Origin of the sequence: Collinsella sp. AM18-10 (assembly GCF_003471585.1) — a bacterium.
Taxonomy (GTDB): domain Bacteria; phylum Actinomycetota; class Coriobacteriia; order Coriobacteriales; family Coriobacteriaceae; genus Collinsella.
On the sequence record NZ_QRJO01000004.1, the window covers coordinates 73,266 to 89,437 of the forward strand.

The following is a 16,172-nucleotide window of genomic DNA, read 5'->3' on the forward strand; positions in this document are numbered from 1 at the left end:
ACAAGAAAGGAATCTGCATGTCTGAGTTTGCTGCCGGTCCTGCCGGTCGTATCGAGCGTGTCCGTGCCCTGATGGTTGAGCGCGGCTACGACGCTATCGTGGTGCGCGACGAGGCCAACCTTCGTTGGCTTACGGGCGTCAAGGGCGTCTTCGATTACACCTTCGAGTTCCCGCACGCTGCGTTTATTACGGCTGACCAGTGCCTGTTCCATACCGACTCGCGCTATCTCAACAGCTTTGAGGAGAACACGCCCGCCGGCAGCCCCTGGGTCTACGACATGGACGAGGGCACCATCCCCGGTTGGGTCGCCGGCAAGATCGCGGCCAACAAGTGCCGCGTCTGCGCTGTCGAGGACGACATGCAGATCAATTTCTACCAGGGTATTCAGCGTGGCCTGGAGGACCGCTCCGTTGCCTGCATGCTGCCGCTGATGCATGACGACATCCGTAAGATGCGCGCCATCAAGGACGCCGAGGAGATCGAGCTCATGCGCCACGCGCAGTCGATCACCGACGCCGCCTTCCAGCACATGCTCGGCTATATTAAGCCCGGTATGACTGAGAAACAGGTCCGCAACGAGCTCGAGAACTTTATGTTCGCTAACGGTGCCGATAGCCTGGCCTTTGGCTCCATCGTCGCGAGCGGTCCCAACACCGCCAACCCGCATGCCGTCCCGAGCGACCGCGTGATCGAGAAGGGCGACTTCGTTCTCATGGATTATGGCGCGGGTTACTGCGACTACCGCTCCGACATGACTCGTACCGTCGTGATGGGCGAGCCCACGTCCGAACAGCTCGACCTGTACGCGCTCGTGCGCCGTACGCACGAGGAATGCGTCGCCGCAATCCATCCGGGCGTCGAGGGCAACGACATTTTCAAGCTTTCCAAGAAGATCATCGGCGATGCCGGCTATGGTGATTACTACAACCATGGTCTGGGCCACGGCGTGGGCATTGACATCCACGAGCTGCCCAACTTCAACCGCAGCAAGAATATCATCGAGGTCGGCTCGGTTATCACCATGGAGCCCGGCGTCTACCTGCCCGGCGTGGGCGGCGTGCGTCTGGAGGACTACGGCGTGGTCACCGAGAACGGCTACGAGCCCTTCACCAAGACGCCGCATGACCTTCACGTCATCGATTGCTAGCTCATTTCGATAGATTTTTGGGGCGGGACGTCCGGATCGATTCGGACGCCCCGCGTTCTCTTTTTATGCGCTCGCTGCAGGCGCCGTCTGCAAGTGTATAATTTCGGTCGTATGTAATTTGGACGCCTGTGCGTTCTGCCCATAAGAAGAAAGGTCGCTATGCCTACCATTTCTACCGCCGACTTCAAGAACGGCCTCGGTCTCCGTATTAAGGACAAGGTTTATACCATCGTCGAGTTCCAGCACGTCAAGCCGGGCAAGGGTGGTGCTTTTGTGCGCTACAAGACTCGCGATATCAAGAGCGGTCGTGTCGTTGAGAACACCTGCAACGCCGGCACCAAGTTCGAGAGCGTCATGCTCACCACCCGTGAGTTCCAGTACCTCTACAACGACGGCACCGACTACATCTTCATGGACAACGAGTCCTACGAGCAGGTTCCCGTTCCCGAGGACATGGTGGGCGAGAACTCCAAGTGGCTGCGTGAGAACGACATCTGCCAGCTGCTCTTCGCCGACGACGAGCTCATGGGCGTGACCCCGCCGATGTTCATCGAGACCACCATCGTCCAGACCGACCCGGGCTTTAAGGGCGACACCGTCCAGGGTTCCACCAAGCCGGCCACGATCGACACCGGCGCTGTCATCCAGGTCCCCATGTACCTCAACGAGGGCGAGGTCATTAAGGTTGACACCCGCGATGGCAAGTTCGTCTCCCGCGTCTAGCAACCAACTCTTCTAGGAGGACTCATGCCCCAGGAAATCAAGATTGACGGCATCGGCATTTCACCCGATGTTCTGACCGCCATCGTCTCGCGCGCCGTGTCGGATGTCGAGGGCATCGCCTCCGTTGGCGTCAAGGACCTTGCCACCAACCTTGTCTCCATGATGCTCTCGTCCAAGGCCCCGGCTTCCGAGCCGGCGGTCGAGGCCGAGGTCGTCGGCGACAAGCTCGCACTCACCGTGCGCGTTGTGGTGTTCTTTGGCTATCCGTTCAAGAAACTCGCCGAGGCCGTTCGCGTCGCCGTGGTCACCGCCATCGATGCCCAGGTGGGCGTTGAGGTCGAGCGCGTTGACGTTTGCATCGACGGCCTCGTTTTCCCCAAGGAGTAACCTTTGAGCCTTAAGGTTTATCGCGGGCGCACGCTTGCCCGCAGTCAGGCGCTGCAGCTGCTGTTCCAGGCCGAGGCCACGGACAGCCCGCTCGAGCGCGTCCTCGAGGGCGATTTCCTGATCTCGAAGGGTCCCCTCGACCCCTATGCGCTGGAGCTGTGCCGCGGTGCTTACGAGCATATCGACCGCATCGACTGCGCTCTGCGCGCCGTCGCCAAGAACTGGGATCTTATGCGCATGCCCGGCGCCGACCGCAATCTGCTGCGTATCGCCGTCTATGAGATGCGTTTCCTCACCGACGAGGAGGTCTCGGACGCCATCGTGATTAACGAGGCCGTCGAGCTCGCCAAGGCCTATGGCACCGACCAGTCCGCGTCGTTCGTCAACGGCGTGCTGGGCAAGATCGCGCGCAGCGAGGAGTTGCCGGGCGAGGACCTTTACCAGGAACTGCTGGCCGAGGATCGCGCTCGCGAGGAGGCCCAGGCTGCTGAGGCTGCCGCCAAGGTCGCTGCCGCTCAGGCTACCGCCGGTGTACTTGCCGAGGATGTGGACGCTGCTGAGGCCGTCGAGGCCGACTCCGTCGAGGAGTAGCCATGCCAGAGGGTTCTGTCCGCAACTTTGACGAGATCTCGGACCGTCTGGACCAGATCATTGCTACCGTTCGCTCCAAGGATACGTCCTTGGAGCGTTCACTCGATCTGTTTGACGAAGCGATTGAGCTGGGCTCCCGCGCGGTCGATATGGTCGACAAGTTTGAGCTGACGCCGCGTGAGGCCGATAAGCTCGAGCAGGAATACGATGAGGATGCGGCAAACGAATCCCAGGATAGCTAGCCGCATCTCCGGATACGAATGGTTGATGGCATTCATGAAACGCGTGCGTCTTGATGACGAACTGATTTCACAGGGCATCTGCGCCGATCGCGCGGATGCCCTTCGCACTCTTATGGCCGGCTTGGTTTCGAGCGGCGGTGAGCGTTTGACCTCTCCGGGGCTCAAGGTGACGCCGGGCCTGCCGCTGCACGTTAAGGGGCGCATTCCGTACGTTGGGCGCGGCGGCCTTAAGCTTGAGGGTGCGCTCGATGCGTTTTGTATCGACCCCACGGGCCTTGCCTGCCTGGACGTAGGCTGCTCTACCGGCGGCTTTACCGATTGCCTGCTCAAGCGCGGAGCTGCGACCGTTGTCTCGGTGGACGTGGGTCGCGCACAGTTCGATTGGTCGTTGCGTCAGGACGATCGCGTGACGCTGCATGAGCGCACCAACGTGACGCAGCTGCCTGAGCTTGGCTATGCCGGCGCCATCGACCTGGCTGTTTGTGATGTCTCGTTTACCAGCATCGCGAACATTATCGATGCGGTGCTGGCGTGCCTGAAGCCTTCGGGTTCGTTCTGCACGCTCGTAAAGCCCCAGTTTGAGGCGCCGGCTGCGCTGGTGGGCGAGCGCGGTATCGTGACCGACCCCGCCGTCCGCCGCGATACGCTCGTGGCGGCGATTGAGCTTTTTGCCGCCAAGGGCCTGTTCCCGCTTGACGTGTGCGTGTCGCCCATCCATGGCGCTAAGGGCAACGTTGAGTTTTTCCTGTACGGCACAAGGTTTGCCCCTGGTGAACGCACCGACGATGAGCTGCAATCCCAGGTATCGGCTTTGAGCGAGAAAGCTGCAACGCTATGAAGGTCTTTCTGGTTCCCAATTACTACAAGCAAGAGGCGGTCGAGAGCGGCCTGATGCTTGAGCTTTGGCTTTCGCGCCAGGGCTACGAGGTCGCATGGGCTGCCGACCAGCGATCGAAGATTCAAAGCACGCCTGATATTGATGGCTCAGATCTGGTCATTACGCTCGGCGGCGACGGTACGTTGCTGCGCGCTGCCCGCATCCTCAACCATCGCGAGATTCCTATCCTTGGTCTTTCCTATGGTCACCTGGGCTTTTTAACTGCTGCGAGCCCCGAGGAGCGCGACATTCTGCAGGTCGTGAGCGATGCTCTGTCCGGTGAGCTGCACGTGAGCCGCCGCGCCACCATCGCCGCGGATATCGTGTCCGTGCGCGACGATGGCACGAAGGATGTCGTGCGCACGTTTGCCCTCAACGATATGGCACTTACGCGCGGCCCCCTGTCCGATATGGTTGAGTTTGACATCACGGTGTCCGGCCATCATATCGATCGCCTGCGCGGCGACGGTGTCGTCGTTTCGACGGCGACCGGCTCCACCGGCTATGCGCTTTCCGCCGGCGGTCCCATTGTCAGCCCCGATTACACGGGTATGGTCTGTGTGCCCATCGCCCCGCATACCATACAGGCTCGCGCTTTTTTGACCTCGCCGAGTGATGTCGTCGAGATCTTTATGTCTGATGACCGTCCGAGTGTTCCGGCGATCGCTATCGATGGACAGTTTATTACCTGCGATGGCACCGTTGAGAGCGTGGCGGTACGTCGCGGTCCCGGAGATGTGCTGCTTCTCGATTACGGTCCCGAGAGCTTCTATAACTCCGTGAGCCGCGTGTTCTACGGAGTGCGTCATGATCGATGAGCTGCAGGTTTCCAACATTGCACTCATTCGCGAGGCGACGCTGGTGCCGAGTGCGGGCCTAACGGTTTTGACTGGCGAGACCGGTGCCGGCAAGACCGCGCTGCTCTCGGCGCTCAAGCTCATTTTGGGCGAGCGTGCAGATTCGTCGACCGTGCGCGAGGGAGAGGCGCTGGCGAGCGTCGAGGCACGCTTGTTCGACGGCCCGCACGACACGGAGGGCTTTACCGTGCAGCGCAGCCTTTCTGCCGAGGGTCGCAGCCGCGTCAAGATTGACGGCCGCATCGCCAGCGTGCGCGAGCTTTCCGAGCGCGTCGGCGTGATGATGGATCTGTGCGGCCAGCATGAACATCAGCGTCTGCTCGATCCGGCGCATCATGTTGCCATGGTTGATGCCTGGGCTGGTCGCTCTGCGCTCGAGGCGCTCGACCGTTACCGTGCCTGCTTCAAGGCGTCGCGTGCGGTTGCCAAGGAGGTCCGTCGCGTAGAGGAGGCGTCGCGTGCGCAGGGGAGTCGCGTCGAGGAGGCGCGCTTCGCCCTGGAGCGTATCGCCGAGGTCGACCCCAAGCCGGGTGAGTATGAGGAACTCGAGGAACTGCTGCCGCGCTCCGAACATGCCGAGGTACTGGTTGCCACAGCTAACGATGCCCATGCATCGCTTGCCGCCGAAGGTGGAGCGCTCGATGCCGTGAACAGCGCCGTGGCAGAGCTTTCCCGTATGGCTACCGTCGATCGCAAACTGGGCGACATTGCCGATGCGCTTTCGGATGCCTGCATCTCCCTTGAGGATAGCGCGAACGAGCTTCGTGCCTATCGCGATGGCGTCGCCTTCGACCCGCGCGAGCTCGCTCGCATGCGTGAGCGGTATTCCGACCTCAAGGGCCTGTTGCGTCAGTGGGGTCCCACCATGGACGATGTTTTTGCCATGCGCGATCGCTCGCAAGAGCTGCTGTCCCTGGTCGATGATGGCGATGAACAGATCAAAAAGGCGCGTGAGGCACTCGGGAGCGCCGAGCGCGAGCTGTTCGCTGCCGCCAAGGCACTCAAGCGTGCGCGTAATACCGCTGCTCCGCGTTTTTGTCACGAGGTTGGCCGCCAAATGGCGCGCCTGGAGATGGGCGGCGCCGAGCTCGTTTGGGAGTCGCGTGATCTTCCGCGTGCCGAGTGGACGCCGGCGGGTCCTTCAAGCTACGAGCTTTTGTATCGCAGCGGTGTCGGCTTGACGCCGCGTCCCCTGCGCCGCATTGCCTCGGGCGGCGAGCTCAGCCGCGTCATGCTGGCGAGCAAGGTGGTCTTGGGTAATGCTGACGGCGTCGACACACTGGTATTTGACGAGGTCGATGCCGGTGTCGGCGGCTCCACGGCTCGTGCTCTTGCTGGTGTGCTGGCCGATCTTGCCGCTACGCATCAAGTGATTGTCGTAACCCACTTGGCGCAAGTCGCCGTCATGGCCGACAAACACTACGTGGTCAGTAAAGAGCCCGGCGATGTTCCCCAGACGCACTTGGACGAGGTGACCGGCGATGCCCGTACCGCCGAGGTCGCCCGCATGTTGAGCGGCGATCAGTCCGAGGCAAGTCTAGCGCATGCCAGACAGATGCTGGAAGAAGCGCACGCTTAGGCCGAGCCGCCACATGTATGTCCGACCCTGCCGCCACGAAACCGGCCCATCTACTACGTTTAATAGGCTATCGTCAACCACGCCAAGAATTGCAAAAAGAAAACCGCAGGTAGAACGCCTGCGGTTTTCTCTATTTTCGGTATGTGGTTGGGCTATACGGATAAAACGTAGTAGATGGGCCCGTTTCGTGGCTGGTGCTGTTTGTCGGCTCCCCAAAATGTCTACTCCACGACCTTGTCCGGTTGGATGAGCTCCTCGTAGTAGCTGATGTGCTCTCGGGCGTCCTCGATTTCGGGCAGCAGGAAGTTGTAGATAACCTCGATGATCATCGTGGCGCTCATCTTGGAGAATGCGAAGTCGCCCGTTGTCAGCAGCGCCTCGTGATTGACGGTATTAAAGGTGTAGTCGGCTAGGCGCGCAAGTGGAGACTTGCTGTCGCTGCTGATGACGACCACGGTGGCACCGCAGTCGCGAGCTGCTTTTGCCATGCGATTCAGACGGCGCGACTTGCCGGAGTTCGAGATCAGCACGATAACGTCGCCGGGGCGCAACGTGAGCGCGAAACCAATCGAGGTCTCGCTGATGGTGCTTGCCATGCAGCGAAGGCCCAGCTGCGAAAACTTAAACGTCGCGTCGAGCGCAACGGCATTGGTGTTGCCTACGGCCGCAAACTCAATAACGCCCGCATTCTTTAACGCGTGCACAACGGCCGTTAGCGTATCGTGGTCAATCCCGTCGATGGTCGCGTTAAGCTCGCTGACCTTGGCAGCCAAGATATTCTTAAGGCTCTGCTCCATGTTGTCGAGCGAGACCTCGTCGGTCAGGCCCTCGTTGCGCTGACTCTCCAAGTCGCGCGCCAACGAAAACTGAAAGCTGCGGAAGCTGCCAAAGCCCAGCTTGCGGCAAAAGCGCGAAACCGTCGCCTCGGACGTGGCTGCGGCACGCGAAAGCTGTGCGGCCGTCAGGCGCGGCGCCTCGGACTGGTGCTCCAATATATAGTCGACAATGCGCTGCTCGGATCCACTATATCCCTGATGAGTGCTAATAAGGGAGAGCGCGCTCTTGCTGCTATCAGTCATGGATGGCTCCTGGTTGGCATGAAAATCGGTCCTGTTCTTCAAAGCCATAGTATACGGTCATTTTCAATTACAAGATACACCTTGCTGTTTCAAGTGTTGATGGTAAACTTTCACCTACCGTTTACGGTTATGAAAGAACCTTTCACCGGAGAATTGGGACATTTTCCTTTCCGCGAAAGCGCTGGGTTGGTATCTTTCAGTTGTGGAAAAGCGCGCAAGGACGCGCGTGTAGGGGAGCGCCTGCGGGCGCAAAACATAAAAAGGAGGGACACATGGCTAAGTTTGACATCATCGCCGCTACCGGTTGCCCGACCGGCATTGCGCACACCTTCATGGCGAAGGAGGCGCTGGAGAAGGCAGCTGCCGAGCGCGGTCTGACTATTAAGGTCGAGACTCATGGCCAGGTCGGTGTCGAGAACGAGCTCACCAAGAGCGAGATCGCCGGTGCCAAGGCCGTTGTCGTCGCAGCCGACAAGGATGTCCAGGCGGAGCGTTTCGCCGGTAAGCCCATGGTTTCCGTCGGTGTTTCCAAGGCCCTGTCCGTCGAGGCCGCCGGTAAGCTGATCGACCGCGCTCTCGCCGCCAAGGGCGACGACACGGTTGCGGCTGCTGCCGATGTCGAGGACGAGGTCGAGGAGAAGGAGTCCATCGGCCACGTCATCTACAAGCACCTCATGAACGGCGTCAGCCACATGCTGGTCTTCGTCGTCGCCGGTGGTGTTTTGACCGCCGTCTCGTTCTTGTGGGGCATCACGTCCTTCGATTCGACGGCTGCCGACTACAACAGCTTTGCCGCGATGCTCAAGATCATCGGCGGCATCGCCATGAACCTCATGGTTCCGGTGCTTTCCGCCTACATCGCCGAGTCCATCGGCAAGCGCCCGGCGCTCGTCCCCGGCTTCGTCGCCGGTATGATCGCCATCCAGGGCCTGCCCGTTAACGCCGAGACCGGTATGATTGACGCCGGTGGCGCCGGCGTGGGCTTCGGTTTCCTGGGCGGCATCGTCGGCGGCTTCCTCGCTGGCTATGTCATCCTGCTGCTCGAGAAGGTCTTTGCCGGTCTGCCCAAGAACCTGGACGGCCTCAAGGCAATCTTTTTGTACCCGCTGTTCTCGACCGCCATCGTCGGTCTGGTCATGCTCGGCATTTCCGGCCCCATGGCTGCCATCAACACCGCCATGATGGACTTCCTCAAGGGCCTGTCTGCCTCTGGCGCCGTTGTCCTGGGTCTTGCCATCGGCTGCATGTGCGCCTTTGACATGGGCGGCCCGGTCAACAAGGCTGCTTACGTCACCGGTACCGCCATGCTCACCGAGGCTCTGGCTGCCGGTGTCGGCACCGACACCTACAACTTCGGCACCAACTTCATGGCTGCCGTCTCTGCCGCCTGCATCGTTCCGCCGCTGATCACCACCTTCGCCGTCATCGTCGGCAAGAAGTACTTCAGCCAGGAGGACCATGACGCCGGTGTCGTCAACCTCATCCTTGGTTGCACCCACATCACCGAGGGCGCCATTCCGTTTATGACCAAGAACATCTGGCCCGTCATGCCCATCATGATGCTCGGTTCCTCCATCGCTTCGATCCTGACCATTATGTTCAACGTCCACGATCCAGCGCCCCACGGTGGCTTCCTGGTCCTGCCCGTTGTCGAGAACGGTCCGCTGTGGGTCCTCGCGATTCTCATCGGCGCTGTGGTTGGTGGCATCCTGTTCGTCGCCTTCAAGAAGTATGACTTCGAGAAGAACCAGAAAGCCGCTCCTGCAGCCAAGCCGGTTGAGGCCCCCAAGGCCGCTGCTGTCGAGTCCCCTAAGGCCGAGGCTGCCGACTTCGTGAAGGTCGAGAATGTCTTTGTCGCCGAGGACTTCGCTTCTCGTGACGAGGCTCTGAGCTTCGTTTCCAACCAGGCCGTCAAGGCCGGTATCGCCAGCGACGCCGACGCCGTCATGAACGCCTTCCTGGCCCGCGAGGCCGAGGGCACCACGGGCATGATGGAGGGCTTCGCCATCCCGCATGCCAAGTCCGACGCCATTACCGAGGCTGCCGTCATCGTCGTCAAGGACGAGTCCGGCGTGACCGGTTGGGACACCATGGACGGTGCTCCCGTCAACGTGGCTATCGCCCTGCTCATCCCCGGTGCCCAGGCCGGCACTACGCACCTCAAAATCCTGTCCAAGGTCGCCGAGGCGCTCATGGACGAGGACTTCCGTGCCACCGTCAAGGGTTCCACCGACGCCGCCGAGATCGCCAAGACGATCAACGCTCGCCTGATCTAATCCCACAGTACGCGAATAACATCGCCCCCTGTAACAAAGGCGAGGACTCCCTACGGGTCCTCGCCTTTTTTCATACCACCCGGCACTCAGGGACGTTCCTTTCCTGCCGGCACCCCGGGACACTCCTTAGTCCCCGACAGGGCATAAATAGCCCTCATCGACTGAATCACCCACGCGAACAATAATTCAGCCAGAATTCCTTTTGCACGATATTTCTTGGACGGAAGCATGTTCCCGCAGCTCGCCTGCCGGGCGGGGCGGTTAAGTTTGTCGCGAGTTCCGCACGCAAAGGAAAGCACTTAATGTGCTTTCCGTCTTGCGCAGGACTGTAGAGCAGCAAACTTAACCGCCCCGCCCGGCAGGCGAGCGGACAGCGAACGACATCTGTCCAACAATTCGTGCGAAACACAATGAAAAACCGTTTGATGTGAGTTAATATAAACAACGTCGTGAATCTGACTCCTGCCACATGCATGACAGGGGTTAAACACAAAAAAGGAGTCAACTATGGTTTCTGAGAAGGCTACCCTCGTTAATCCTCAGGGTCTGCACATGCGTCCGGCTGGTCTGTTCGCCTCCACCATGGGCAAGTACGCCTGTGACGTGACGGTCGTCACCCCCGAGAAGGAGGTCAACGGCAAGTCCCCGATGGCCCTCATGGCTGCTGGTATCCCCTGCGGTACCGAGGTCGAGGTCAAGTGCGACGGCGCCGACGAGGCCGAGGCTCTGGCTGCTGCCATCGAGCTCATCAAGAGCGGTCTTGGCGAGTAGAACTCAAACGGGTCGCATGTTGAACAACTAAGTTCATATTTGGGGGCGCAGTGACCTGTTGTAAGGTAGCTGCGCTCTTTTGTCATGGATATGGCAAAACGCTTTATCACATGACACGGAGAGAGGAATGGGAATGTATCAGGGAGTCAACGCTTCCGAGGGCATCGGTATCGGCACCGTCATGGTCGCCGTCGATCCCGACTTGACGTTTGAGCCGCACGAGGTTGCTGATTCGGCAGCAGAGAAGGAGCGCTATCAGTCCGCTCTTTCGGTCTTCTGCGAGAAGACCCAGGCTCAGGCCGACCACATGAAGGAGACGGTGGGCGAGGCCGAGGCCGAGATCATGAGCGGACACATTGTCCTGGCTCAGGACCCGGGCATGACCGACGCCATCAACGCCGCCATTGACGGCGGCACCTGCGCCGAGCAGGCGCTCATGGACACCTCGACCATGTTCGAGAACATGTTCCTGTCCATGGACGACGAGATGTTCCGTCTGCGCGCGGCCGACATCGCCGACATCCGCACCGGTATTCTGGCCGAGCTGCTGGGCAAGGAGGTCGTCGACCTCTCCGTCCTGCCCGAGAATACCGTCGTTGTCGTGCACGACCTCACGCCGTCCATGACCGCCACGATCGATAAGGCCCACGTTGCCGGTATCGTCACCGAGACCGGTGGCCGCACGTCGCACTCCGCGATCATTGCGCGCGCCCTCGAGATCCCGGCTGTCCTTTCGGTTTCCAACAGCTGCACCGCGTTGCGCAACGGTATGACCGTTGTCGTCGACGGTGGCAAGGGTATCGTCGAGGCCGATCCCGACGAGGAGACGCTCGCTGCCTACACCGCCAAGGCCGAGGCCTTCGCTGCCGAGAAGGCAGCCCTCGAGGCCTTCCGTGGCAAGCCGTCCGTGACTGCCGATGGCATCAAGAAGATCATCGCCTGCAACATCGGTAACCCCGATGACGTGCCCAACGCGCTCGATCACGACGCCGAGGCTATCGGTCTGTTCCGCTCCGAGTTCCTGTTCATGGACTCTGCTGAGCTTCCTTCCGAGGAGGAGCAGTTCAACGCCTATCGTAAGGTCGCCAGCGCGCTCAAGGGTGCTCCGGTCATCATCCGCACGCTCGATGTGGGCGGCGACAAGGAGATTCCGTATCTGCACATGGTCAAGGAAGAGAACCCCTTCATGGGCTTCCGCGCCGTGCGTTACTGCCTGGCCAATCCCGACCAGTACAAGGTTCAGCTCCGCGCCCTGCTGCGCGCCAGCGCCTTCGGTGACGTCAAGATCATGATCCCGCTCGTCACCTGCGTCGAGGAAGTCTTGGCTGTCAAGGAGCTCGTCGAGCAGTGCAAGGCCGAGCTGACCGAAGAGGGTCGCAAGTTCAACGAGAACATCGAGGTTGGCATCATGGTCGAGACGCCTGCCGCCTCGCTGCTCGCTGACCGCCTGGCCGAGGTCGCCGACTTCTTCTCCATCGGCACCAACGACCTGATCGGCTACACCATGTGCGCCGACCGTGGCAACGACACCATCTCCAACCTGTACCAGGTTTACTATCCCGCCGTGCTCCGCTCGCTCAAGAACATCATCGAGAGCGGCGTGAAGGCCGGCATCATGGTCGGTATGTGCGGCGAGGCCGCTGCCGATCCGTTGCTCGAGCCGCTGCTGATCAGCTGGGGCCTGGAGGAGTTCTCGATGAGCGCTCCGTCCATCCTGCGCGCCCGCAAGACCATCAGCCAGTGGACCAAGGCCGAGTGCGACGAGCTCGCCGAGAAGGCGCTCGCCTGCAACACCGCTGCCGAGGTCAAGGCACTGCTCGAGTCCGCAGCTCGCTAATTTGGTATCAGAGGTAACCGCGTGGTTGGAATGGGCCGGCCACGCGGCCCTCACATATACAGGGGGTACTGTAAATGTTCTACACGCTAACCGCTAACCCGGCTGTCGACATGACGGTTTCGAGCTCTCCGCTCGAGCCCGACGAGAACGTCCGCACCGGCTCGGCCAGCTACACGGCTAACGGCAAGGGCCTCGACGTGTCCTTCGCCTTTAAGAAGATGGGCGTCGACACCGTCGCGCTCGGTTTCTTCGCCGGCTTCACGGGCAAGTTCATCGTCGAGGAGGTCATGAACCTGGGTTGCCTGTGCCGCCCGGTCTGGACCGACGGCATCACGCGTATCAACACCTACGTCAACGATGGCCAGCACGAGTACGGCATCCTCAACCCCGGCGCCCCGATCACGCCGCAGCATCAGGAGGAGCTCTACAACATCCTGGACACCGCGGGCGACCTCGAGTGCCTGATCGTCTCCGGCTCCGTGCCTCCCAAAGCCACGTCTGACTTCCTGGCCAAGGTCATGGAGCATGCTCAGGCCCGTGGCGCCGACGTCGTCCTGGACCTGTCCTCCGACAAGCTCAAGGAGCTCGCTCACAAGAAGCCGCTGCTCATCAAGCCGAACCATCACGAGATGAAGGCCATCTTCGGCGTGCCGGTCGACACCGACGACGAGGTCCGCGTTGCCATGAAGCTGGCTCACGAGGCCGGCGTTCAGAACGTGCTGCTCACCCGTGGTAGCCGCGGCGACGCTTACTTCTCCAACGGCGAGGACATCTGGTACGCCAAGCGTGAGTTCAACATCAAGCTGGTCTCTTCCGTCTGCGCCGGCGACTGCACCCTCGCTGCGTTCCTGCACAAGTGGTACAGGGATCGCGACAACGTCGAGGAGGCCATGAAGCTCGCTATGGCCACCGGCGCTAACGTTGCCGAGTCCGTGGGCATTGGCGACTTTGGTCACGTTGACGAGTACAGCAAGCGCGTTGCTGTCCGTAAGCTCGACCGCAAGTAAGCGAAACACATTATTTTCGCGTGTATGGCGTCCCGGTTTAGGCTGGGGCGCCATTTTTTGTAAATCGTGGGCGAGCGACAGAGCAAGCACCCTGATTCTTTTTGCCCGTCATCCTGCCGCCCTGCACGCGTTCTACACCGTTCGCCGAGTTGCTATAGCCTTTTCACGTGGCGTGGAATATACTTTCATCAACACGTTGCCTTGTGAAAGGAACATTCATGATTTACACGCTCACTGCAAATCCCGCCATCGACTATAACATTGCCTGCGACGGTCTTTCCGCCAATACCGTAACCCGCACGCGCAACGCGGTCTACACGCCCAACGGCAAGGGTCTCAACGTCTCGTTCACCCTCGATCACTACGGCGTCGACACCACGATCCTGGGCTTTTTTGCCGGTTTCTCGGGCGAGTTTATCGTCAAGGGCGCCGAGGCCCTGGGCGTGCCCGTCAAGCCCGTGTGGACCGACGGTATCACGCGCGTCAACGTCTTCCTCAACGCCGGCCCCGATACCGAGTACAACATGGTAAACGCAGGCGCCGCCATCAATGCTGCCAACGAGCAGGAGATGTTTGAGCTCATCGATTCGCTCGACGATATGACCTGCCTGGTCATTAGCGGCTCGCTTCCCCCCAACACCTCCGAGGGTTTCCTGGCCGAGGTCCTGCGCCGTGTTAAGGCAAAAGGTGCCGAGTTTGTGCTCGATATCTCGAGCCATCAGCTGGCCGACCTCATTGCCATGGAGCCGTTGCTCATTAAGCCCAACGACGACGAGCTGCTCGACATCTTTGGCATTAAGGTGAGCGGTGGCGACGACGAGTCCGTTAAGAGTGCGATGGCCGAGCTGCACGCCAAGGGCGCAAAGAACGTACTGCTGACCCTTGGTGGCGACGGCGCGTACTTTTCCAACGGTGAGCACATCTGGTTTGCCAACCGCACCTTTGAGGTCAAGCTGCTGTCGACGGTCTGCGCGGGCGACTCCTCGCTTGCTGCTTTCCTGTCCGTGTGGCACGACGCTCCCGAGCGCGTCGAGGATGCACTGCGCCTCTCGATGGCTACCGGCGCCAACGTGGTTGAGTGCCCTGGTCTGGGCGATTTTGCCAAGGTGGACGAATATAGGAAGCACATCGAGGTTCGTCAGGTCTGCTAGCTGCATCGATATATCGTTGCCGAGCACCCGCTTTGGATTTCCAAGGCGGGTGTTTTTTTGCACGCTGTCCACATGAGGCGCTTTCTGTCCCGTTCGTTCGAATCGACGATACGATTGCATGTGCGCCCATGCTCGTTTCTTGCTAGACTTCTTGAGAACCATCGATTAACGTTTGCAGGCGCAGGAGGCCATAGCTATGTGCAATGTTTCGCTCAACGGTACGCAGCCCTCAGATGCCTCCCTGCGTGTGCTACGTGCGCTTGAGGATGCTGGTCTTGAGGCCTGGTTCGTGGGCGGTTGGGTACGTGACGCACTGATGGGACGTCCTAGCCACGATGTGGACATGTGCTGCAGCGGCCTGTGGCAGGAGTCCAAAGCGGCACTCGAGGCCGCTGACATTGCGGTAGTTGAGTCGGGCATTAAATTTGGTGGCATCACCGCCATTTGTGACGATGAGCGCATTGAGGTCACGACGTATCGCCTGGATGGCTTTTACACCGATGGTCGTCATCCCCAGAGTGTGGAGCGTGCGGCGTCGCTTGAGGACGATCTGGCGCGTCGTGACTTTACCGTTAACGCCATGGCTTGGCATCCCCAGCGCGGTCTTGTCGACCGTTACGATGGCCAGGGCGACTTAGGGCGTAAGTTGATCCGTGCCGTCGGAGATCCCAAGCGTCGCTTTACCGAGGATGCGCTTCGCATGCTGCGCGCTGTGCGTTTTGCCTGCCGCTTGGATTTTATGATCGAGCCTAAGACCAAACTTGCACTTGCCGAATGCTCGCCGCTGCTTGACGCCGTGGCACGCGAACGCGTGGGCATTGAGCTCGAAGGCATTCTTTCGACCGGTCATGGGGGAGACGCGATGCTGCGCTACCCCGAGCTTATTTGTGCCGCTGTGCCTGAGCTTGCGCCGGCTCGTGGGTTTGACCAGCGCAGTGTCTACCATGCCTTTAATGTCTACGAGCATATTGCTCGCGTGTTGACGGTGGCGGGAGAGTTGGCGCTGTGTGACGGCGTAGCGCCTTCGTCGAGCTTAATGTGGGCAGCGTTTTTGCATGACGTCTCCAAGCCCGATTGCTTTACGGTCGACCATGCGGGCAGCGGCCACTTTTACGGTCATCCCGAGCTCGGTGCAAAGAAGGCGCGCGCCATTATGGATCGTCTGGCGCTTTCGCACGATTTGGTTCGCGATGTGTTTCTGCTTATCAAGTATCACGATAAGCCGCTGCGCTCCGAGCGCTCCTGTTTGCTCAATATGATGCGCTTGCTTTCGGGCGAGGGCATCGATACGCCGCGTCTGATCGACGAGCTTATGGACCTTAAACGTGCCGATACGCTGGGTAAAGCGCCGTCGTGCTTCTATTACGTCGAGACGATCGAGGAGATGCGCTCACTCGCCCACGGACTGCTTGAGGCAGGGGAGCCCTATACGCTCAAGATGCTTGCTATTAACGGCGGCGATTTGATTCGCGCAGGCGTCAAACCGGGGCCGGAGTTGGGGCAGCTTCTCAATGCCGCCCTCGACACCGTGATCGAGGACAACGTTCCCAACGAGCGCGAAGCCCTTCTGGCCCATCTGCACCTGGGGTAAACATCCTTCGGTTCGTCCCAAATGGGCTACCTAGTTGACCTGCGTGTTCCATAACC

The 16,172-nt window shown here is 60.3% G+C and carries 15 protein-coding genes; 14 read left to right on the forward strand and 1 reads right to left on the reverse strand.

The genetic code is table 11. The features are described 5' to 3' along the window. The first annotated feature begins 17 nt into the window (after window positions 1-17). The 8 genes from DW211_RS04325 (at window position 18) to DW211_RS04360 (ending at window position 6,404) form a co-directional block, all read left to right on the forward strand. The gene (locus tag DW211_RS04325) at window positions 18-1,148 is read left to right on the forward strand and encodes a Xaa-Pro peptidase family protein (RefSeq protein WP_117842478.1); all 1,131 of its coding nucleotides are present in this window, start codon (window positions 18-20) and stop codon (window positions 1,146-1,148) included. A 159-nt stretch (window positions 1,149-1,307) separates the two neighbouring features. Then, window positions 1,308-1,871 carry an elongation factor P gene (efp, locus tag DW211_RS04330; RefSeq protein ID WP_006233983.1) on the forward strand — a complete coding sequence of 188 codons (564 nt, stop codon included), beginning with the start codon at window positions 1,308-1,310 and terminating at the stop codon, window positions 1,869-1,871. A gap of 24 nt (window positions 1,872-1,895) precedes the next feature. Then, window positions 1,896-2,258 (forward strand): Asp23/Gls24 family envelope stress response protein, encoded by a 363-nt coding sequence (locus DW211_RS04335; protein ID WP_117842477.1) that lies wholly within the window; start codon window positions 1,896-1,898, stop codon window positions 2,256-2,258. Window positions 2,259-2,261: 3 nt separating this feature from the next. Beyond that, the gene (gene nusB / locus DW211_RS04340; protein WP_117806187.1) at window positions 2,262-2,849 is read left to right on the forward strand and encodes a transcription antitermination factor NusB; all 588 of its coding nucleotides are present in this window, start codon (window positions 2,262-2,264) and stop codon (window positions 2,847-2,849) included. Window positions 2,850-2,851: 2 nt separating this feature from the next. After that, a complete protein-coding gene (locus DW211_RS04345; RefSeq protein ID WP_006233978.1) occupies window positions 2,852-3,091 on the forward strand; it encodes an exodeoxyribonuclease VII small subunit in 240 nt (79 codons plus the stop codon). Window positions 3,092-3,125: 34 nt separating this feature from the next. Continuing rightward, window positions 3,126-3,929, forward strand: coding sequence for a TlyA family RNA methyltransferase (locus tag DW211_RS04350; protein ID WP_118259566.1), 804 nt, complete (start codon window positions 3,126-3,128; stop codon window positions 3,927-3,929). Beyond that, a complete protein-coding gene (locus DW211_RS04355) occupies window positions 3,926-4,786 on the forward strand; it encodes an NAD(+)/NADH kinase (protein WP_117758136.1) in 861 nt (286 codons plus the stop codon). Before DW211_RS04350 ends, DW211_RS04355 begins: the two co-directional genes overlap by 4 nt. Next, window positions 4,776-6,404 carry a DNA repair protein RecN gene (locus DW211_RS04360; protein WP_118259439.1) on the forward strand — a complete coding sequence of 543 codons (1,629 nt, stop codon included), beginning with the start codon at window positions 4,776-4,778 and terminating at the stop codon, window positions 6,402-6,404. Before DW211_RS04355 ends, DW211_RS04360 begins: the two co-directional genes overlap by 11 nt. A 221-nt stretch (window positions 6,405-6,625) precedes the next feature. Here DW211_RS04360 and DW211_RS04365 read toward each other — a convergent pair whose 3' ends face one another. After that, window positions 6,626-7,483 (reverse strand): MurR/RpiR family transcriptional regulator, encoded by an 858-nt coding sequence (locus tag DW211_RS04365; RefSeq protein ID WP_117655428.1) that lies wholly within the window; start codon window positions 7,481-7,483, stop codon window positions 6,626-6,628. Between the two features lie 272 nt (window positions 7,484-7,755). On the opposite strand from DW211_RS04365, the gene DW211_RS04370 reads away from it, so the two are divergent. From DW211_RS04370 to DW211_RS04395, 6 genes are all read left to right on the forward strand, one after another. Further along, the gene (locus DW211_RS04370; RefSeq protein WP_118259443.1) at window positions 7,756-9,759 is read left to right on the forward strand and encodes a fructose-specific PTS transporter subunit EIIC; all 2,004 of its coding nucleotides are present in this window, start codon (window positions 7,756-7,758) and stop codon (window positions 9,757-9,759) included. 507 nt (window positions 9,760-10,266) lie between these two features. Then, window positions 10,267-10,530, forward strand: a complete 264-nt coding sequence (locus tag DW211_RS04375) for an HPr family phosphocarrier protein (RefSeq protein WP_022094575.1) — start codon at window positions 10,267-10,269, stop codon at window positions 10,528-10,530. A gap of 133 nt (window positions 10,531-10,663) precedes the next feature. Further along, a complete protein-coding gene (gene ptsP / locus DW211_RS04380) occupies window positions 10,664-12,367 on the forward strand; it encodes a phosphoenolpyruvate--protein phosphotransferase (RefSeq protein WP_117800215.1) in 1,704 nt (567 codons plus the stop codon). A gap of 74 nt (window positions 12,368-12,441) precedes the next feature. After that, on the forward strand, window positions 12,442-13,374 hold the full coding sequence (locus tag DW211_RS04385) for a 1-phosphofructokinase family hexose kinase (protein WP_118259445.1): 933 nt from the start codon (window positions 12,442-12,444) through the stop codon (window positions 13,372-13,374). A gap of 218 nt (window positions 13,375-13,592) precedes the next feature. Beyond that, window positions 13,593-14,525: a 1-phosphofructokinase family hexose kinase gene (locus DW211_RS04390; RefSeq protein WP_118259447.1), complete on the forward strand. Its 933-nt coding sequence runs from the start codon at window positions 13,593-13,595 to the stop codon at window positions 14,523-14,525. A gap of 196 nt (window positions 14,526-14,721) precedes the next feature. Continuing rightward, window positions 14,722-16,116 carry a CCA tRNA nucleotidyltransferase gene (locus DW211_RS04395; RefSeq protein ID WP_118259449.1) on the forward strand — a complete coding sequence of 465 codons (1,395 nt, stop codon included), beginning with the start codon at window positions 14,722-14,724 and terminating at the stop codon, window positions 16,114-16,116. Window positions 16,117-16,172 lie beyond the last annotated feature (56 nt).